The sequence below is a fragment of the Pseudomonas sp. NPDC090201 genome (assembly GCF_044746825.1).
Classification (GTDB): Bacteria; Pseudomonadota; Gammaproteobacteria; order Pseudomonadales; family Pseudomonadaceae; genus Aquipseudomonas; species Aquipseudomonas putida_AD.
The window spans coordinates 153095-171344 of sequence record NZ_JBIVCX010000008.1 but is presented as its reverse complement, the minus strand read 5'-3'; the positions used below and the strand labels follow the sequence as shown (position 1 = coordinate 171344).

Below are 18250 nucleotides of genomic sequence, written 5' to 3'. Positions count from 1 at the left end.
TCAATGGACTTTTACGTCACTGACACACCGCTCCCGCCGGCAAGCCGTGCTGCTACGGGACGTGATTGAGCCTGTGACTATTGCCCGGCCAGTTGCGCCTTGGTGTAGAACCCGTCCTTCTCCAGCAGATCGATATTGTCCTTGGTCAACGGCGTTGGGGTCAGGAGGATGGTGTCGACCTTTTTCGTGCCGTTGTCGTACTGCGAGCTGAATGCCGGTTTCTCGTTGCGCGCCAGTTGCACCGAGAGCTTGGCGGCTTCGGAGGCGATGAGTTTCAGCGGCTTGTAGACGGTCATGGTCTGAGTGCCGTCGAGCACGCGCTTGACTGCGGCAAGGTCGGCGTCCTGGCCCGAGATCGGCACCTTGCCGGCGAGCTTCTGCGCAGCCAGGGCCTGGATCGCGCCACCGGCGGTTGCGTCGTTGGAGGCAACGATGCCGTCGATCTTGTTGTTGTTCTTGGTCAGGGCGTTCTCGACGATGCTCAGCGCCTCGGTCGGGTTCCATTCCTTGACCCACTGCTGGCCGACGATCTTCACGTCACCCTTGTCGATGGCCGGCTGCAGCACTTTCATCTGCCCCTCGCGCAGCACCTTGGCGTTGTTGTCGGTCGGCGCGCCGCCGAGCAGGAAGAAGTTGCCTTTTGGCTGGGCCTTCAACACGCCAGCGGCCTGCATTTCGCCGACCTTCTCGTTATCGAAGGAGATGTAGGCGTCGATGTCGGCGTTGAGAATCAGTCGGTCATAGGACACCACTTTGATCCCGGCCTTCTTGGCCTCGGCCACGGCGTTGGTCAGCACGGTGGCGTTGAAGGGCACGATGACGATCACGTCCACGCCACGGGAAATCAGGTTTTCGATCTGGGAAATCTGCTTCTGCTCGTTGGCGTCGGCCGACTGCACGAATACCTTGGCGTCCATCTTTTCAGCGGCGGCGACGAAGTAATCGCGGTCGCGGGACCAGCGTTCAAGGCGCAGGTCATCGATGGAGAAGCCGATTTTCGGATGGGCCGAGTCGGCCATGACCGGCAGGCTGAAAAGCGCCAGAGCACTGGCCAGGAGGGTGAGTTTCAGGTTTTTCATTGTGGTGCGTCCTTTTATTTTTGTTTAGAGGCACTTCCTGAGCGTGAAACGTATTGCCGGTAAAACTGTAGAGAGTTCGCTGGCGATGCGGTGCAGAGAATTGTCGCGAGATTGTCACCGTCACCTCGCTGCACATGCTGTAGGAGCGCGCTTGCCCGCGACAGCGTGGTGTCGGCCACGCTGAATGTCACAGGCAGATCGCATTCGCGGGCAAGCGCGCTCCTACGGGCCTCGTTTATCGAGGGAAAATAAACCGGTTCACCACCCCCTCCAGCATCTCCTGCCGCCCACTGACCGCCTGCGGGTCGAGGTCATGGGCCAGCGCGTGCTGGGCCAGGGATTCGAGGCTGTAATCACCGGACAGCACGGCCTGGCCGAAGGGCTTGTCCCACCCGGCATAGCGCTGGGTCTTGAACTGTTGCAGCACGTCGTGCTCGATCATCGCGGCGGCGCGTTCCAGGGCCAGCGCGAGCACATCCATGGCAGCCACGTGGCCGTAGAACAGGTCGATTTCGTCCAGGCTCTGGCGACGTACCTTGGAGTCGAAGTTGAAGCCGCCGCTCTTGAAGCCGCCTGCCTTGAGGATTTCGTAGGTGGCCAGGGTCAGCTCTTCGACGCTGTTGGGGAACTGGTCGGTGTCCCAGCCGTTCTGCGGATCGCCGCGGTTGGCGTCGATGCTGCCGAAGATGCCCAGCGACGCCGCCGTGGCGATTTCGTGATGGAAACTGTGGCCAGCGAGGGTCGCGTGGTTGGCCTCGATATTGACCTTGATCTCCTTCTCCAGCCCGAACTGATGCAGGAAGCCAAACACCGTGGCGCTGTCGTAATCGTACTGGTGCTTGGTGGGCTCCTGCGGCTTGGGTTCGATCAGCAGGTCACCCTTGAAGCCGATCTTGTGCTTGTGCTCGACCACCATGCGCATGAAGCGCCCCAGTTGTTCACGCTCACGCTTGAGGTCGGTGTTGAGCAGGGTTTCATAGCCTTCGCGACCGCCCCACAACACATAGTTAGCACCTTTGAGCCGTTGGGTGGCGTTCATCGCGCTGAACACCTGGGTGGCGGCGCAGGCGAAGATTTCCGGATCGGGGTTGCTCGCCGCACCTGCCGCGAAACGCGGATTGCTGAAGCAGTTGGCGGTGCCCCACAACAGGCGGATGCCGCTCTGTTCCTGATGCCGCTCCAGTTCATCGACCATCTGCGCGAAGTTGCGGCTGTACTCTTTCAGGCTTGCGCCTTCGGGGGCGACGTCGGTGTCGTGGAAGCTGTAATAGTCGATGCCCAGCTTGGAGAAGAACTCGAATGCGGCCTCTGCCTTGAACCGCGCCAGCTCCATCGCATCACCGGGTTTGCTCCAGGGCCGCTTGAAGGTGCCGACGCCGAACATGTCGGCACCCGGCCAGACGAAGGTGTGCCAGTAGCAGGCGGCCATGCGCAGGTGCTCGCGCATCGGTTTGCCAAGCACTTTTCTGTCGGCGTCGTAGTGGCGGAAGGCGAGGGGCGATTCGCTGTCCGGGCCTTCGTAGCGAATGCGGTCAATCTGGGGGAAGCAGGGCATCATCAGGTTCCTTGTTGTTCTGGTTCGAGCTGCGATTGACCCGATACTAGCAACGGCCCCAGGCCTTCCGATTACGAAAATCACCAACCCGGTGTTCGATTTTGAGTATTGAGATTCCGCCTGCGCAGGCCTAGTCTGTGCCATCTGTTCGAGACAGGCCCGGGGAAAACAATGAAAACCGTCCCGCCCGTTCACCGCATCGCCTTGTTGTTCAATGGCGGCAAAATCTACGACCGCGGCATCATCACCGGCATCGGCAATTACCTGAGCAGCACACGCGCGTCCTGGGACCTGTTCCTGGAGGAGGACTTTCTCTGCCGCCTCAAGGGCATCGAGCGCTGGCAGGGCGACGGCATCATTGCCGACTTCGACGACCCGCTGATCGGTGAAGCGCTGGCTGCGAGCAAACTGCCGGTGGTGGCGGTGGGCGGCTCTTATGAAGACCCGGACGCCTACCCGAAGAACATTCCCTACGTGGCGACGGACAACTTCGCCCTGATCAAGCTGGCGTACGAGCATCTGATCGAAGCCGGTTTGACCCGTTTCGCCTGTTTCAGCCTGCCCGAATCCCACAGCAACCGCTGGGCCCAGGAGCGCGAGCGGGCCTTTCGCCGCCTGCTCAAGCGCGACGGTTTGCACGGTGAAATCTATCGCGGCCTGGGCACCAGCGCGCCGCTCTGGGACAGCGCCGTGGAGCAGCAGATCGCCTGGCTGCGCAGCCTGCCCAAGCCGATCGGCATCATCGCGGTCAGCGACGCCCGCGCCCGACAGTTGTTGCAGGCTTGCCTGACCGCCGGGATCGCGGTGCCCGAGCAAGTGGCGCTGATCGGTATCGACAACGATCCCTTGACCCGCACCCTGACCCGCGTGCCTCTCAGCTCGGTGATCCAGGGCACCCAGAGCATGGGCCGCACCGCCGCGCGGTTGCTGCATCAGATGCTGCACGGCGTGCCCTCGACCACCAGCCAGATCCTGGTGCCGCCCGAGGCGATCAACGTGCAGGCGTCCAGTCTGCACCAACCGCTGGGCAACCCTTACGTGATGCAGGCGCTGCACTTCATTCGCCAGTACGCGTGCCAGGGCATCAAGACCGCGCAGGTGGCGGGGTACGTCGGCATTTCACGGTCATCGCTGGAGTCGCACTTTCGCAAGGCGCGCGGTTGCAGCGTGCACGATGAAATCCTGCGCTTCAAACTGGCGGCAGCGGCGGCCCGGCTTGAGAAAACCGACTCGGCCATCGCCGACATCGCGCAGCACTGCGGCTTCAAGTCCGCGCAATACCTGCACACGGTTTTTCGCCGGGAGTTCGGCTGCACGCCACGGGAATACCAGCAGGACGTCACGGCGCCAGTTCACTGATTCGCTTAGAAGCGGGTTCTGTACAAAACAACGACAACATCACAGGAGTCATCGATGCATCCGATTCGTTTAGGGCTGGTGGGCTACGGCAAGATCGCGCAGGACCAGCACGTTCCGGCGATCCTCGCCAACCCGCAGTTCGAGCTGGTGGCGGTTGCCACGTTGGGCCAGCCGTGCCCGGACGTTGCCAATTTCAGCTCGCTGGCCGAGTTGCTCGGCACAGGGCCGCAGGTGGATGCGATTGCCTTCTGCACCCCGCCACAAGGGCGCTTTGCCCTGGTGCAGCAGGCGCTGGATGCCGGCAAGCACGTGCTGGTGGAGAAACCGCCGTGCTCGACCCTGGGCGAAGCCATGGCGTTGGTCGATGACGTGGAAACCGCCGGTGTGACGGGCCTGTTCGCCTGGCATTCGCGTTTCGCGCCGGGGGTGCAGACTGCCAAAGACTGGCTCGTGGGCAAGACCCTCAAGCAGGTGCGCGTGGAGTGGAAAGAGCAGGTGCGCAAGTGGCACCCCGGACAGACCTGGATCTGGCAGGCGGGCGGGCTGGGGGTGTTCGATCCGGGCATCAATGCGCTGTCCATCGTCACGGATTTGCTGCCGGGTTCGCTGTTCGTCGAATCCGCTGCGCTGAGCGTGCCGGACAATTGCCAGTCGCCCATTGCGGCGGACCTGAAGATTCGTGGCGCCGGGCCGGTGGAGGTCCTCGCCGAATTCGATTTCGATCACAGCGACAACGAACTGTGGCGCATCGAGCTCCACTGCGAGGAAGGCACGCTGAGGCTGGACTCGGGCGGTGCTCAGGTCAGCCTCGACGGTGTTGCGCAGCGGGTGTCGGAGGAGGGCGAGTACCCGGCGATGTACCGGTATTTTGCGCAGTTGATCGCGGATCGCCAGAGTGATCTGGACCTGCAACCGCTGCGCATCGTGGCGGACAGTTTTTTTGTCGGCAGCAAGCAGACGGTGGCGGCGTTTCATGAGTGACAAAACCTGACGCAAATCCCGTAGCAGCACGGCTTGCCGGCGGGGGCGGTGGATCAGCCACCGATGTATCGCCTGACACGACGCTCCCGCCGGCAAGCCGTGCTGCTACGGGTCCGAGGCGAGCCCGACATTCAACATTCGGGCGTCATGCTTACGCAGCCTCGGACCACTCCCCGAACAGATTCCCCACGAACAGCCGCAGCGTGTCCCACGCCCGGCTCAGCAGCGAGCCGGGTTCGGTGGCTTGCAGTGCGATGAGCGGCCGTTCGGCGAGTTTGGTGTCGCCTTCGTACAGCGCGTAGCTGCCCACCACGTCACCCACGGCGATGGGCGCCACCAGCGGTGTGTCGATGTGCAGCCGGGTTTCGGTCTTGCGGTGCGGGTTCTTGGGCAGCGTCAGGCTGACGTCATCCAGCAGGCCGACCTGCAGGATGCGGCTGTCGGCTTTCCAGACCATGGGCGTGGTCAGCGTCTGCCCGGCTTTCTGGTAGGTCTGGGTGTCGTAGAAGCGGTAGCCGTAGGTCAGCAGTTTTTCCGCATCGGCCGCCCGGTTGGCGATGCTGGTGGAGCCGAAGGTGGCGGTGATCAGGCGTCGGCCGTCGCGTATCGCGGAGGTCACCATGCAGTAGCCGGCCGCCTCGGTGTGCCCGGTTTTCAAGCCATCGACCGTGTTGTCGCGCCACAGCAGCAGGTTGCGGTTGGGCTGCTTGATGCCGTTCCAGGTGAAGTGCTTGTGGGCGTACAGCTCGTAGTAGGCGGTCTCGTCGTTGATGATTGCCCGGGCCAGTCTGGCCATGTCATCGGCTGACGAATAATGCCCCTCGGCGGGCAGGCCCGTAGGGTTCATGAAGTGAGTGTTGTTCAGGCCCAGTTTCTGCGCGGTATTGTTCATCAGCCCGGCGAAGCTGTCTTCGCTGCCGGCGATGTGCTCCGAGAGCGCCACCGCCGCGTCATTGCCCGAGTCGATGACCACGCCCTTGAGCAGGTCGTGGACCGAGACCTGGCTGCCGGGAACCAGGAACATGCGCGAGCCTCCGGTGTGCCAGGCGTTCTCGCTGACGGTCACCAGGTCATCGGCCTTGAGCCCGCCGGCCTGCATCTGCCGGGTGGCGACGTACACCGTCATCAGCTTGGTCAGGCTCGCAGGCGGCAGGCGTTCGTCCGGCTCTTCGCTGGCGATCACATTGCCGCTGGCGGCGTCCATCAGCACCCAGGCCTTGGCGGTGAGTTGCGGCGGCGCCGGGATCATCGCGCCGGACGGGCCTGCCGGAATGGGCGCCGCAAAGGCGCAGGTCAGGTGCGAACAGACGAGAAACAGGCTGAGCCGCAGGATCGGATGCTTCACGGAATAGGGGCCTTGGCTGGACAGAAGGGCCGCCAAACTAGTGGCAGCGCGCCAAGGCCTCAAATGAAGCGAAGTTAAGAAATGTTTATGTTGGCGCCCCCGCAGTGCCATGCAGCGGGCAATCGATCAGCACCCGAGTGCCGCGGCCGCCTTCGCCATCCTCGATGCTCAGGTTGAAGCCATGCAGCCGGGCCACGGCCGTGACCAGCGACAGGCCAAGGCCATGCCCCGGTGTCTGGCGCGAAGTGTCGCCCCGGTAAAGCCTGCGGGTCACGCTGCTGCGCTCGCTGGGCGCAATGCCGGGCCCGTTGTCGCTGACCTCGATCAGCACCCGGTCTGCCTCCTGACGGCATCCCAGCAGGATGGTCCCGCCCTGGGGCGTGAACTTGATCGCGTTATCCAGCAGGTTCACCAGGGCTTCGAACAGTAGCGCCGCGTCGCCTTGCAACGGCGCGACATCAGCCGCCAATTGCAGCAGCAGGACCTGGCCCTTGTCATGGGCCATGGGCTCGTAGAACTCATGGGCCTGACGCAGCAGTTCATCGGCGGCGAGCGTCTGGAAGGCGCCCCGGCGACGAGTGTCCTCCAGCTCCGAGATGCGCAGCAGGCCCTGGAAACGCAGCATGATCGACTCGCTTTCTTCCAGTGCCAGGTTCAACGTGTGGCTGTGGCCGGTTTCCAGAGGCAGTTGCTGGAGTTGGTACAGCCGCGTGCGCAGGCGCGTGAGCGGGGTGCGCAAGTCATGGGCGATGCCGTCGCACACGCTTTTGACCTCATGCATCAGTTGCTCGATGTGTTCGAGCATGATGTTCACTGCGTTGGCGAGCATGTCCAGTTCGTCGCGGCGGGTCGACAGCGGCAGGCGTTCGCGCAGGTTGCCCGAGACGATGCGTTCGGTACTGCGCTGCAAGCGTTCGACCCGGCGCAAGGGCCTGCGGCGCAACAGTCGCCAGCCGATCAGACCGGGAATCAGCGTCAGCGACAGACCCCAGAACAACGCCTGGCCGATGATCCCGCCAACGGCTGAAATCGAGCCGCCGTCGCGGGCCAGAATCAGGATCCGACCGTCCGGTCGATTCACCCGCAAGGCATGGCTGCTGCGGGTCTGTTCATCGGGCTGGGCAATGCTCAGGCCGCGCTCCAGATAGTGCACCCGCCCATCGTCGGGCAGGCTGGAGCGCAGCTTTAGCAGGTCGCCGGCGATGTGCGTGCCGTCCGCCTCGAACAAGCCGTAGGCGTCGATGCCGGTCACGGCGTAGGCTTCGCTGGCCGCCAGTTCACCGACCAGCGAGGCGTCGTCGATCTTCTGGTAGTAATGGGCCCGTTGCATCAGCGTGCGTTCGGCAACCTTGCCCAGGTACTGGGAGATTTCCCAATACAGCACGCCGGTGAACATCGCCCCCCAGGCCACGAAAAACAGCGCGTACAGGCCGATCAGCCGGCTGTTGCTGGAGCGCCAGCGGTCAGGCCTTTTCGACCAGAACATAGCCCGCTCCCCGTACGGTCTGGATCACTGGCGTGGCAAGGCCTTCGATCTTCTTGCGCAAGCGCCCGATGTGCACCTCGATGATGTTGGTGCCCGGATCGAAGTGATAGCCCCAGACTTCCTGGAACAGCATGGTGCGGGTGACCAGTTGCCCGGCGTTGCGCAGCAGGTAGGTCAACAGCTTGAATTCGGTGGGCAGCAGGGCGATGGGGGTGCCGTCGCAGGTCAGGCGCTGGTCGATCAGCTCAAGCTTGAGATTGCCCAGGCACAGGCAATGATCGGCGCCGGTGGCGGCGGGGTTGCGCAACAGCACTTCGAGGCGCGCCACCATCTCGACCATGGAAAACGGTTTGGTCAGATAATCGTCACCACCGGAACGCAGCCCGCGCACGCGTTCGTCCACGTCGGACAGCGCACTGATCATCAGCACCGGTGTCTGGATATTGAGCTGGCGCAGGGTGCTGACGATGGTCAGGCCGTCGAAGTCCGGCAGCATACGGTCCAGGGTAATGACGTCATGACCGCCGGCAATGGCCAGCGACAGGCCCTCGCGGCCGTTGTCGGCCCACTGGGTGGTGAAGCCGTGGGCGGCGAGTTCGGCGATGATGCCCTGGGCGGTGACCTCGTCATCCTCGATGACCAACGCTCGGTTCATGGGGTGCTCCGGTTGGGATGACCGGCCATTGTACGGTCATCGGTACCCAAAACTGGACCGCCATAGGGCAAACTAAACTTTTCTTAACCTGGGTTAATGCTCGATGGGGCAGCTCTGGGTTAGCGTTCGACCCTTTACCCCCGAGGAAGCACCCTCTGTGAGACGTTCATTGACGGCCCTGGTGCTGGGCCTTTCGTTGCTGTGCTGCAGCCAGACTCCAGCCGCAGCGCCTGCAAAGACATCTGTAAAGTCAGCTGCAAAAACACCGTCCGTCACCCTGACGCTGTTCAGTGCCGATGCCATCACCGCCGCCGTGCAGAGCCTGGTCACCGAATATGAAACCGTCAGCGGGACGAAGCTTGCGGTGGTGCAGTTCTCCGAGGCGTCGCGTCAATCCACCGGTGCCGAACTGGCGGCGGCCCAGGCGGCGGATGTGGTGCTCAGCGCCCGTTCGACCATGGACACCCTGGTGGCCCAGGGGCGAGTGGACAGCGCGTCGCGGATCGATTTCGGCAAATCCTTCATTGCCGTAGCCGTGCGCGCAGGCAGCGCCAGGCCGGATATCGGCAGCCAGGCAGCGTTTCGCGAAACCCTGGTGAGTGCGCCGTCAGTGGCGTATTCGAACAATGCCAGCGGCATGTACCTGACCCACTGGCTGTTCCCGCACATGCAGTTGCCCGAGGATTTCAAGAACAGACTGGTGGAGGGGAATTCGGCCGGTGAAACCGTGGCCAGGGGAGAGGCGCAGATTGGGCTGCAGCAGATGAGCGAGTTGAAATCGGTGAGCGGCATCGAGGTCGTCGGCCTGATTCCCGACGCGCTCCAGCAGATGAAGCTCTACTCGGCAGGCCTTGTCAAAGGCAGTCCGCACCCGGCCGAGGCCGCGGCGCTGCTCGCCTGGTTGCGCTCCGGCGCCTCGAGCAAGGCCGTGGAACGAGGCGGGCTGATGCCGCTGCGCTGAGGGACACGATTTCAGAACTGCCCGACACCTGCCAATGCAATGGAGAAGGAAACAATCAGCATCAGCAGAATGGTCATGTTGATGGACATCGGGGGCAATCCTTGTTCGGGTTTTCGAGGTTGCCATGATCCTGAACTGCGCCGGCAAAATGAACGGCGATCTTGCGTATGTTGGTTATCGATACAATCGATAGTTCCACGCTTTCAAGCGGCCCGGCGTCGGCGATCTTGCGGGCGCCCCCGCCGGCAAGCCGTGCTGCTACGGTTTCGAGGCGATTCCAGATCCCTCAGACACCCCCAACCTGTAGGAGCGCGCTTGCCCGCGACGGCGCCCGCAAAATCGCTGGCGCCGGCAAGCCGTGCTGCTACGGTTTCGAGGCGATTCCAGATCCCTCAGACACCCCCAACCTGTAGGAGCGCGCTTGCCCGCGACGGCGCCCGGCCGGACTGCTACGACGCTGTGGCGATTGCGAATCCCTCAAAAACTCCTGAACATCTCCCAGAACGACGCACCCACCCCGACGATGCTTTCCCCGGCAATCAACCCGGCGGCGGCGGTGATTGCGAAGCGTTCGGTGAGGCTGGGCCAGCGGCGGCTGACGATCCAGGTCAGCACGGCGCCAAGCCCCATCATCAGCGAGGTAGACGCTGGCAACACGAACGCCAGCCCCAGTGCCGCCGTGCTCGGCAGCCAGCGCGCCAAACGTTGCGGCAGCAAGCTGTCCAGCGCACCCAACAGCACCCCGGACACGGCGCCCAGGAAAATCGCCCAACGAATCTCTGGCGACAGCGATTCCAGCCCATGGGTCAGGGTTTGCGCCACGGCCTTCCAGGTGGCAACGGCTGGGGCCGGCCATTGCTCGGTCAGCAGCATGTGCTGCGGATCGGGAATCAGCGCCAGGTACACCAGCACCCCCACCACGCTGCCGATGAAGATCCCGATGCACTGCGCCACTACCTGTTTCTTCGGCGTTGCGCCAATCGCCAGGCCCACCTTGAAATCGTTCATCAGGTCAGTGGACTGACCGGCCGCGCCGCCTGCGGTGTTGGCGCTCATCAGGTTGATCGGCACCTGACCGGGGGCGATCAGCCCGAAGGTCAGTTGCGACAGCTTGCCGATGGCGCCAATGGGCGCAATTCCAGTGGCACCCACCACCCGCGCCGCCACCACCGCAAGACAGATCGCCAGCGGAATGCTCAGCAAGGCCATCCACAGATCGATTCCGAACAGCGCCGCTTGCAAGCCCACCACCAGCGCAATCGACAGCAGCAGCCCCAGCGCGGGACCAGCCGAGAAAGGCGCCTTGGCCTTAGGCGTGTTGCTGGCCGACTCACGCCTCGGTGCCTTGAACAACCGCACCGCCAGAGCGGTGAGCGTCGAACACACCATCAGGCTCACACCGGGCCACAACAACCACTCCACCAGTTTGGCGAACTGCGGCCCGCTGGCATCAGGCGCAAGCAGCACCCAGCCGTGAGCGATCAGCCAGGGCGCCAATCCACCCCAGGCCAGCAGCGCGCCGAACAGCAGCGTCAGCCCGACGCGAATGCCGATGATCCCGCCAAAACCCACCAGCAACAGCGACGGATCGAGGGTGAAGGTCAGCCGTTCCAGTTGCGCCGTCGGCGCCCAGCGCGGGATGGCCCAGATGAAGCCATCCACCCACTTCACCAACCCCGACAACAACGCCGCGCCGAACAACACCTTGATCCGCACTACTGCCTCCTGGCCATGGCGGTAGATGTGCTGCAGGGTTTCCAGCGTTGCCATGCCCTCGGGAAATTTCAGGCCGTGATCGTTGAGCAGGGAAGGGCGCAGGTACCAGGCGATCCAGATGCCCAGAAAACTCACGGAAAACACCCAGGCCATCATCGGCACCGGGTCCAGTTGCTGGCCGGTAAGCAAGGTGTAGGCGGGAATCGGCGCCACCAATCCCCCGGAAATGATCGACGCGGCAGCCGAAGCCACGGTCTGGTTGATGTTGCTTTCATGCAGCGTCCAGGCCGGCAGCTTGCCGTTGCGCCGCGCCAGGCTCTGCCACAGGCCAAAGCCCACCAGCAGCGCGATGATCGACATGTTGAACGACCAGCCGATCTTCAAGCCCGCGTACACGTTCGAGGGGGTCAGCAGGATACCCAGCACGGCGCCGGTGAGTACCGCGCGCGGGCTTAGTTCGCGCTCGATGCGTGTCGTCGAAGGGGGCATGCTGGCGGTTGAACCCATGGACAATCCTGTTCTGCCGATCGGATCCGGACTTGAACAAGTGAGTGTCGTCGTTTCGGAAGGTTCAGCGTCGCGCCACCCGCGCCAGCGAGCGTAAGGCAGTGAACGGTCCGGGCTGGTACCGAGTCATTCCCCCGTGACGGGCAAATCCGCGATATAAATCCATGTCCTGAAATGCTTCCAGCCTCAGTTCGTCCAAGGAGTGCCGAATGCCGATACGCATCACCGCTGAACACACCCTCTCCGATAACTGGTACGTGCTCAAGAAATACAGCTTCGACCTGCAACGCCGTGATGGCAGCTGGCAATCGCAGACCCGCGAGGTCTATGACCGGGGCAACGGCGCGACGATCCTGCTTTACAACCTGGAACGACGCACTGTGGTATTGACCCGACAGTTCCGTATGCCTGCGTTCGTCAACGATCACAGCGGTTATCTGATCGAAGCGGCTGCGGGACTGCTGGACAACGCGAGCCCCGAACAGCGCATCCGTCTGGAGGCTGAAGAGGAAACCGGTTACGTGGTCCGATCAGTGCGTAAGATTTTCGAAGCGTTCATGAGCCCCGGTTCCGTCACCGAGCGCATCCACTTTTTCATTGGCGAGTACGCCCCCGATGACCGAACCGGCGACGGTGGTGGACTGGAAGAGGAGGGCGAAGACATCGAAGTGCTGGAGCTGGGCTTCGACCAGGCCATCGCCATGGTCGAAAGCGGTGAGATCGCCGATGGCAAGACCATCATGCTGTTGCAGTATCTGGAGTTGCGGTTGATGGGGTGACAGGCTCGGAGGCTGCGGCGAAATCGGTCGACATTTCTCAAGCATGCTGGGGGGATCATCAACTCTGGCGTATGAAGCAGCCTTTGTCGGTTCCAAACTGCATAACCAGACATCCAGGCTCGACCTCCAGTCGCAGATCATCGAAGAGTACCGACAGGTCACCCTGTTCAGGAGCGGGGTGAGCCTTCCATTCCACGCTTAACCAACGGGCATCCGGATTTACCTCAAACCATTCGATCTCGCTCGCCGTTTCTTTCATGCGCATACCGATTTTCTGTAACACTCGGTCCGGTGTGTAAGGCAGGGTCAGTTGATTTGCAGTCGAGTCAGACCATGTTGTTTGCTGGATGGCACCGTCATCAAACTGCCAGTAAAAATTAACCGGACTGATACGGGGTGCAGGGACGGGATCGTCATGATAAACGCTGAATACATAGTGAGTATCCACCGGCGTATCGACATCATATTGAGTCCAGCGCTGTGCCTTCGCTAGATCTGGCTCTTCTGGTTCTCCAAATATGATGGGTTGCTGTTTTGGCTTTTTCCAATCGACGAGGAACATACGGCTTTGATCGGACACGTTGAACCACTGTAGTGGCGTTTTATTCGAGCCTGAAGGCGACGCGATGCTGAATCTTTTTAAGATTTTCTTGGCGTCATAAGGATAAACGACGTCTACGGAAAGCCCTTGTTCAACGGGTAGTTTAACTGAGCCAGTACTTCCATCATCGAACTCCAAGTGAACAGCCTCAGGCTTGAGTTTCGGGGGATTTCGTTGCTTGGGAAACTTCATCTCAAGAATATAGTGAGTACGCCATGCAGTTGATGTAAACGCCGGGTTGTCGCGAGTTTTTTCCTCAAGCCGCGCCTGCGATTGAGTATAGGCCATGTCGAATTCTAGTTTTCTTGCTGGCTGAGCGTGGGAATCGTCTTCCAGGCGGACCAGGCCGTCTTCCAGATACCAAGTCCCTTTTGCGAATCCGTGAGCACTGCCGTAGTAGGCTTCAGCCGAAAAAGTCTGGTTCTCTCGCAGGACCAGGTTGGCGCCCATCTCCATGACGCCTTCAAGATTATATATGCCGTCAACTCGGTCAGCGTTTGCATTGGCCGCATTGCTCGTCAGCCCAAGGATGAGTGCCAAAGCTAGGTAAATTGTTTTTGGTCTTAAAGATGCAATGTTTTTCATCAGCCGTTGATATATCCATTTGCGTGACGACGTCGAGTGTGTAATTTCCCCTCGCATGGAAGAGGCGCGAGAGGGGATCAGGATGACGATTTTAATTGAGGCAGAGGCGCGGTGACAGAGGTATGAGGGGACGGCTGTTGTCAGGGTTTTCGGTCAAATCTGTAGTCCCTTTCCTACGGGGTAGAAATTTGTCTCCATTCAAGCGGTGCTGCGGTGTTATTGCGCATTTCGCTCTTGACGTGTTTATCCATTACCACTGATGAGTGCCGCAATGGAGAGGTTAGACAACTGATTGTTAGGGTAGGTGTTTTTGTATTTTTCGGTTGCCGCAAAAAAATAGGAATCCTCGATTTTGCCCTGGCTTGCGAGGTAATAACGTGCTGACTCTATTTCATGCGCCGAAAACGTCAAGTCATTATTTGAGGAAGACTGAGACGGCTCGAATGTTGCTCCCAAACTGGCTAATGTTGATAAAAATATCAGCGCTCCTGAGAATGAAGTCTGTTCAAATTCAGTATTGCCGCTACAAATGAAATCGCAATGAGCGGATGCCCTCGTCGATAAGAGGACCGCGAGAAATAAAAAGCTGTATCGCATGGATGATTCTCCAACTGTCACTATTTAAAAAAAGCCAAAATATATCTCTGGGGTGAAATTTCCCCTGCATGGACTTGCATGAAAGAGGCGTGAGAGGGGATCAGATGACGATTTTGACTGAGGCAGAAGCGCAGTGACAGAGGTGTGAGGAGACTGCTGTTGTCAGGGTTTTCGGTCAAATCTGTAGTCCCTTTCCTACGGGGTAGAAATCTGTCTCCATTCAGGCGGCGCTGCGGTGTTATTGCGCATTTCGCTTTTGACGTGTTTATCCATTACCACTGATGAGTGCCGCAATGGCGAGGTTTGATAACTGATTGTTAGGGTAGGTGTTTTTGTATTTTTCGGTTGCCGCAAAAAATAGAAATTCTCGATATTGCCCCGGCTTGCGAGGTAATAACGTGCTGACTCTATTTCATGCGCCGAAAACGTCAGGTGGTTATTTGAGGAGGACTGAGACGGCTCGAATGTTGCTTCCAAACGGGCTAATGTTGATAGAAAATTTCAGCACGCCTGAGAATGAAGTCTGTTCAAATTCTGTATTGCCGCTACAAATGAAATCGCAATGAGCGGATGCCCTCGTCGATAAGAGGACCGCGAGAAACAAAAAGCTGTATCGCATGGATGATTCTCCAACTGTCACTATTTAAAATGCCCAACATATTTCTGGGTTTGCGTGCTTGAGTTATATGGTCGACAAAAAGAGCTATTCACACCCGGTCACTCACCACGATCCAAACGGCACACCGAACTTTTCGACGTAGGCTTTGGATGCTGGTGTCAGTGGTCGGTGTCTCCCCTCGGACTTGCCGTCGTACGGCCCGACCGGATCGACCTTCATCTGCACCCGTGCGAACTCGATGGCAGGCAGGCAGGGGCCCATTACCCAGGCCTTGGCGATACCACCGGGGGCCAGGCCGATGACGATGGCTTTGCGGTACTGCACTTCCTTTTTTCCCGTGAACCGGCAATAGGGTTGTTCTTTTTCAACCATGGTTTGTCGTACCCATTCGGTTACATCCACTCGGCCATGGTAAGTCTGAGGTTCGACCAGGGATTGCCAGCGTACGTAGATCTGCTTGGGGAGATCTGCATGTCTGACGTATTTGCCTTTCCCCCAGCCGGGACGATCTGGCCAGCCTTTAGGATCGCCTTTGAACACATCAGGAGCATCTTTGGAGAGGGCCCTTGGGTAGGCGATGGCCGGTATGCCGCTGCCAGCGCGCTGAAACACCCAGCCAGAGTTGTCAATCACATCGGCTGTCTCTATCCACACTTCCATGTAGTCCGGAGCAAAGAAACCCAGTCGCCAAGCGTCGTAGGGCAACGAGTGTTTACCCGACGCACAACCAGTCAACAGCAGGGCCAACAACGCACAGAAGGCCAACTTACTCATTGGGATGTTCCATACGCAGGTCGTCTGTATCGGGCCGATTGATGAATACCGCATCCAGCTCACTGTGTTTCCAGTCCTTGACCGGGTTCCAGTGGTCACGGTCATCACCACGATCCATACGGCACACCGAACTTCTCGACATAGGCTTTGGACGTCGGTGTGAGTGGTCGGTGCCTGCCCTCGGATTTGCCGTCGTACGGCCCGACGGGATCGACCTTCATCTGCACCCGTGCGAACTCGATAGGTGGTAGGCAGGGCCCCATGACCCAAGCTTTGGCGATGCCGCCTGGGGCTAGACCTATGACGATGGCTTTGCGGTACTGCACTTCCTTTTTTCCCGTGAACCGGCAATAGGGTTGCTCTTTTTTAACCATGGTTTGTCGTACCCATTCGGGTACATCCACTCGTCCATGATAGGTCTGCGGCTCGACCAGCGATTGCCAGCGCACATAGATCTGCTTAGGCAGGTCTGCTCGCTTTACATATTTGCCTGCGCCCCAGCCGGGGCGCTCGGGCCAGCCTTTGGGATCACCTTTGAACACTTCGGGAATTCCCTTGCTCAGTGGTCTTGGATAAACCATTGAAGGCAGCCCGCTCCCAGCCTGCGGATATCCCCAGCCGGACATGTCATAGACGTCGGCCGTTTCAATCCAGGCTTCCATGTAGTCAGGTGCTGAAAATCCCAATCTCCACGCATCGTAGGGCAATGAGTGTTTGCCTGACACACAACCGGTCAACAGCAGGGCCAACAACGCACAGAAGGCCAACTTACTCATTGGGATGTTCCGTACGCATGTCGTCTGCATCAGGCCGATTGATGAACACCACGTCCAGATCACTGTGTTTCCAGTCCTTGACCGGGTTCCAGTGAGCGGATAGATGGACGTAGCGGCGATACATCAGCAGTTCCTCGTCGCGGGTCAGGCCGTAAGTCCTGGTCTTGTCTTGGGTATAGGCAAGCAGCTTGCTGTAGACAGGCACTAAGGCGTTTGGAAGCGCAAGGCGGGCATTGTCAGGGTCGATTTCCTCGAATGGCACGCCATGTTTCACAGCCAGTTCACGCATGATGCGCAGATACACCAGCGACAGATCACTCTGCACTTTGCGTTCGCTGCTGACGACGGCGTACACGCGCTTGCTCTGGACCAAGTCGCCTTTGGCTCGGGTGCTGGTGTCGACCTCCCAGGTAAGCAGGCTGAGGGACAAATCGTATTTGGCGTATTTTCGCTGCAGCCGTAGCAGATCGGCTTGGGCGAGCTTGTAACTCGGAGCAGATGTAGAAGGTGTCAATCCGTGTACATCGCTGTGATGAGGCTTGCTCAGTAGCACGCGTTCCGTGACGTCGGGACGGTATCCGCCACCGAGGTCAGAGTGTGCGCCAGGCAGAACGATGTCGGCACCATCGGCCTTGTTCAGTGCGAAGTTGAAGCGATGCTCGTCGCCTGCAACGAGATGGACGACCTTTTTGGCAGCGCCCCTCGGGATGCGAATGTCGATGCCGGCGTTATCGGCATTGTTGCCGCTCCAGTCCCACCTGAGTGGGGCTGAGATCGACGCCACGGTGTCATAGATGCCCAGGTAGTTGATGCTGAAATCGTAACGGTGCCGCCACGCGAAAGTGTCCGCGAAGCCCGGTGATCCTGTCGGCAAGGCTTTGGCAAGGACGCCGTCGTGGCCCTTGAGCACCTCATTGACGAAGTCACGGGCAGCGGCAGCGCCGCGACTGAATCCGAAAATGTCGAATTCGACGCGTTGTATGAGTTTTTCCGGGTTGTTGTCCTGAAAGGTCGATAACGTTTCAGTCAACAATGCCGGACTTGCCTCTACCCGAGCCCTGACGCCTTGGGCGCCACGTCCTGTACCCTGTGAAAACCACGAATCGCTCCCGGTACTGCTGGTACCAATACCTTCGACGTAGACGCGGAGGAACGCTTGCTCAGAATCCTCCGGCAGTACTCGCTGAGCATCATCCGTATACAGCTGATACAACCGCGCCACATTACTGCTGTCATTCCCATGGCTGTCGTCCGGTGCACCGCCGTTCTCGTCATACCCGTTCGCAAGACAAAACCGGCGTATGTCTTCGCCCGCATCTGCAAGGTTTACGTCCCGAGCAAAGCAATTCAGAACTTTTTCGCTGTTATCCCGATTGTTCCCAGTACCATCGAAGAACATCCCGATGCGCAGGGTGATGAGCTGTTCGACCTCGACTTCTTCCTCTTCCTCCTCGATTTCATCTTCGGCAGGCGGGGCAGCATACGTCGCAGTCGCCGTGAAAGTGGGGACAGCAACCGGCACGGCTGATCTGCTTGAGGGGGAAGCGGCCACAGCAACCTCATCATCGCCGTCATCGCTATAACTCGCCGCATCCAGAGAATGGTAAAGCTGGGCCTGGCAAGGACAGGCGCTATAGCTGTGCAGTGTGCCGGCTACGCATCTGTCGTCACTTCTCATGAAGGGGATGCCGCCAGCAATCCAGTAGGTCTTGCCGTCGACGCCGCAACTGACCGGATCGAACTCGCACGCGTGGTCCTGATCGTCCCAACCCATTCCGGAGGTAGCATCCAGGACCATCCCGCCACAGCTGGTTTTGTCGAATTTGCGAATGAAATAGCCTTTGGGCATGTGGTTGTAACCCCTGTCCACGTACC

16 protein-coding genes are annotated in these 18250 nt (G+C 59.9%); 4 read left to right on the top strand and 12 right to left on the bottom strand.

Translation table 11 applies throughout. From position 1 onward, the window contains the following. Window positions 1-77: 77 nt before the first annotated feature. Window positions 78-1079, bottom strand: coding sequence for a D-xylose ABC transporter substrate-binding protein (gene xylF, locus ACIPOO_RS20405; RefSeq protein ID WP_400609388.1), 1002 nt, complete (start codon window positions 1077-1079; stop codon window positions 78-80). Between the two features lie 235 nt (window positions 1080-1314). Continuing rightward, complete coding sequence (gene xylA, locus ACIPOO_RS20400) at window positions 1315-2634, bottom strand: xylose isomerase (RefSeq protein WP_400609386.1); 1320 nt, start codon at window positions 2632-2634, stop codon at window positions 1315-1317. A gap of 171 nt (window positions 2635-2805) precedes the next feature. Between xylA and ACIPOO_RS20395 the strand changes: the two genes are divergently transcribed. After that, entirely contained in the window at window positions 2806-3993 is a 1188-nt protein-coding gene (locus tag ACIPOO_RS20395) for a XylR family transcriptional regulator (protein ID WP_274133696.1), read from the top strand. Between the two features lie 54 nt (window positions 3994-4047). Next, the gene (locus tag ACIPOO_RS20390) at window positions 4048-4974 is read left to right on the top strand and encodes a Gfo/Idh/MocA family protein (RefSeq protein WP_400609384.1); all 927 of its coding nucleotides are present in this window, start codon (window positions 4048-4050) and stop codon (window positions 4972-4974) included. A gap of 151 nt (window positions 4975-5125) precedes the next feature. Here ACIPOO_RS20390 and ACIPOO_RS20385 read toward each other — a convergent pair whose 3' ends face one another. The 3 genes from ACIPOO_RS20385 to ACIPOO_RS20375 all read right to left on the bottom strand — a co-directional run bounded on the left by ACIPOO_RS20385 (window position 5126) and on the right by ACIPOO_RS20375 (window position 8460). Further along, window positions 5126-6223, bottom strand: a complete 1098-nt coding sequence (locus ACIPOO_RS20385; protein WP_400609424.1) for a D-alanyl-D-alanine carboxypeptidase family protein — start codon at window positions 6221-6223, stop codon at window positions 5126-5128. A 181-nt stretch (window positions 6224-6404) separates the two neighbouring features. After that, window positions 6405-7805, bottom strand: coding sequence for a sensor histidine kinase (locus ACIPOO_RS20380; protein ID WP_400609382.1), 1401 nt, complete (start codon window positions 7803-7805; stop codon window positions 6405-6407). Further along, window positions 7783-8460: a response regulator transcription factor gene (locus ACIPOO_RS20375; RefSeq protein WP_400609380.1), complete on the bottom strand. Its 678-nt coding sequence runs from the start codon at window positions 8458-8460 to the stop codon at window positions 7783-7785. Before ACIPOO_RS20375 ends, ACIPOO_RS20380 begins: the two co-directional genes overlap by 23 nt. Window positions 8461-8617: 157 nt before the next feature. On the opposite strand from ACIPOO_RS20375, the gene ACIPOO_RS20370 reads away from it, so the two are divergent. After that, window positions 8618-9421 (top strand): molybdate ABC transporter substrate-binding protein, encoded by an 804-nt coding sequence (locus ACIPOO_RS20370; protein WP_400609378.1) that lies wholly within the window; start codon window positions 8618-8620, stop codon window positions 9419-9421. 477 nt (window positions 9422-9898) lie between these two features. Here the strand turns inward: ACIPOO_RS20370 and ACIPOO_RS20365 are convergent, their stop codons facing one another. After that, the gene (locus ACIPOO_RS20365; RefSeq protein ID WP_400609376.1) at window positions 9899-11644 is read right to left on the bottom strand and encodes an OPT family oligopeptide transporter; all 1746 of its coding nucleotides are present in this window, start codon (window positions 11642-11644) and stop codon (window positions 9899-9901) included. A gap of 209 nt (window positions 11645-11853) precedes the next feature. Here ACIPOO_RS20365 and ACIPOO_RS20360 point away from each other — a divergent pair, with 209 nt between their 5' ends. Further along, window positions 11854-12423 (top strand): NUDIX domain-containing protein, encoded by a 570-nt coding sequence (locus ACIPOO_RS20360; protein ID WP_400609374.1) that lies wholly within the window; start codon window positions 11854-11856, stop codon window positions 12421-12423. Between the two features lie 58 nt (window positions 12424-12481). Here the strand turns inward: ACIPOO_RS20360 and ACIPOO_RS20355 are convergent, their stop codons facing one another. The 6 genes from ACIPOO_RS20355 to ACIPOO_RS20330 all read right to left on the bottom strand — a co-directional run bounded on the left by ACIPOO_RS20355 (window position 12482) and on the right by ACIPOO_RS20330 (window position 18224). Then, entirely contained in the window at window positions 12482-13609 is a 1128-nt protein-coding gene (locus ACIPOO_RS20355) for a hypothetical protein (protein WP_400609372.1), read from the bottom strand. A 243-nt stretch (window positions 13610-13852) separates the two neighbouring features. Then, the gene (locus tag ACIPOO_RS20350) at window positions 13853-14206 is read right to left on the bottom strand and encodes a hypothetical protein (protein ID WP_400609370.1); all 354 of its coding nucleotides are present in this window, start codon (window positions 14204-14206) and stop codon (window positions 13853-13855) included. A 721-nt stretch (window positions 14207-14927) separates the two neighbouring features. Next, window positions 14928-15599 (bottom strand): DUF2931 family protein, encoded by a 672-nt coding sequence (locus ACIPOO_RS20345; RefSeq protein ID WP_400609368.1) that lies wholly within the window; start codon window positions 15597-15599, stop codon window positions 14928-14930. Beyond that, the gene (locus ACIPOO_RS20340; RefSeq protein WP_400609366.1) at window positions 15592-15717 is read right to left on the bottom strand and encodes a hypothetical protein; all 126 of its coding nucleotides are present in this window, start codon (window positions 15715-15717) and stop codon (window positions 15592-15594) included. The genes ACIPOO_RS20345 and ACIPOO_RS20340 overlap by 8 nt, the downstream gene beginning before the upstream one ends. After that, window positions 15704-16375, bottom strand: coding sequence for a DUF2931 family protein (locus ACIPOO_RS20335; RefSeq protein ID WP_400609364.1), 672 nt, complete (start codon window positions 16373-16375; stop codon window positions 15704-15706). Before ACIPOO_RS20335 ends, ACIPOO_RS20340 begins: the two co-directional genes overlap by 14 nt. Next, window positions 16368-18224 carry a phospholipase effector Tle1 domain-containing protein gene (locus ACIPOO_RS20330; protein ID WP_400609362.1) on the bottom strand — a complete coding sequence of 619 codons (1857 nt, stop codon included), beginning with the start codon at window positions 18222-18224 and terminating at the stop codon, window positions 16368-16370. The genes ACIPOO_RS20335 and ACIPOO_RS20330 overlap by 8 nt, the downstream gene beginning before the upstream one ends. Between the last annotated feature and the right edge of the window lie 26 nt (window positions 18225-18250).

Excerpts from the sequence above, each read along its gene's own strand:
- ACIPOO_RS20360 (WP_400609374.1), top strand. The coding sequence starts at position 11,854 with ATGCCGATACGCATCACCGCTGAACACACCCTCTCCGATAACTGGTAC.
- ACIPOO_RS20395 (WP_274133696.1), top strand. The coding sequence starts at position 2,806 with ATGAAAACCGTCCCGCCCGTTCACCGCATCGCCTTGTTGTTCAATGGC.
- ACIPOO_RS20375 (WP_400609380.1), bottom strand. The coding sequence starts at position 8,460 with ATGAACCGAGCGTTGGTCATCGAGGATGACGAGGTCACCGCCCAGGGC.
- xylF (WP_400609388.1), bottom strand. The coding sequence starts at position 1,079 with ATGAAAAACCTGAAACTCACCCTCCTGGCCAGTGCTCTGGCGCTTTTC.
- xylA (WP_400609386.1), bottom strand. The coding sequence starts at position 2,634 with ATGCCCTGCTTCCCCCAGATTGACCGCATTCGCTACGAAGGCCCGGAC.
- ACIPOO_RS20345 (WP_400609368.1), bottom strand. The coding sequence starts at position 15,599 with ATGAGTAAGTTGGCCTTCTGTGCGTTGTTGGCCCTGCTGTTGACTGGT.
- ACIPOO_RS20335 (WP_400609364.1), bottom strand. The coding sequence starts at position 16,375 with ATGAGTAAGTTGGCCTTCTGTGCGTTGTTGGCCCTGCTGTTGACCGGT.
- ACIPOO_RS20380 (WP_400609382.1), bottom strand. The coding sequence starts at position 7,805 with ATGTTCTGGTCGAAAAGGCCTGACCGCTGGCGCTCCAGCAACAGCCGG.
- ACIPOO_RS20390 (WP_400609384.1), top strand. The coding sequence starts at position 4,048 with ATGCATCCGATTCGTTTAGGGCTGGTGGGCTACGGCAAGATCGCGCAG.
- ACIPOO_RS20330 (WP_400609362.1), bottom strand. The coding sequence starts at position 18,224 with ATGCCCAAAGGCTATTTCATTCGCAAATTCGACAAAACCAGCTGTGGC.
- ACIPOO_RS20355 (WP_400609372.1), bottom strand. The coding sequence starts at position 13,609 with ATGAAAAACATTGCATCTTTAAGACCAAAAACAATTTACCTAGCTTTG.
- ACIPOO_RS20350 (WP_400609370.1), bottom strand. The coding sequence starts at position 14,206 with ATGCGATACAGCTTTTTATTTCTCGCGGTCCTCTTATCGACGAGGGCA.
- ACIPOO_RS20340 (WP_400609366.1), bottom strand. The coding sequence starts at position 15,717 with ATGGATCGTGGTGATGACCGTGACCACTGGAACCCGGTCAAGGACTGG.
- ACIPOO_RS20385 (WP_400609424.1), bottom strand. The coding sequence starts at position 6,223 with ATGATCCCGGCGCCGCCGCAACTCACCGCCAAGGCCTGGGTGCTGATG.
- ACIPOO_RS20365 (WP_400609376.1), bottom strand. The coding sequence starts at position 11,644 with ATGGGTTCAACCGCCAGCATGCCCCCTTCGACGACACGCATCGAGCGC.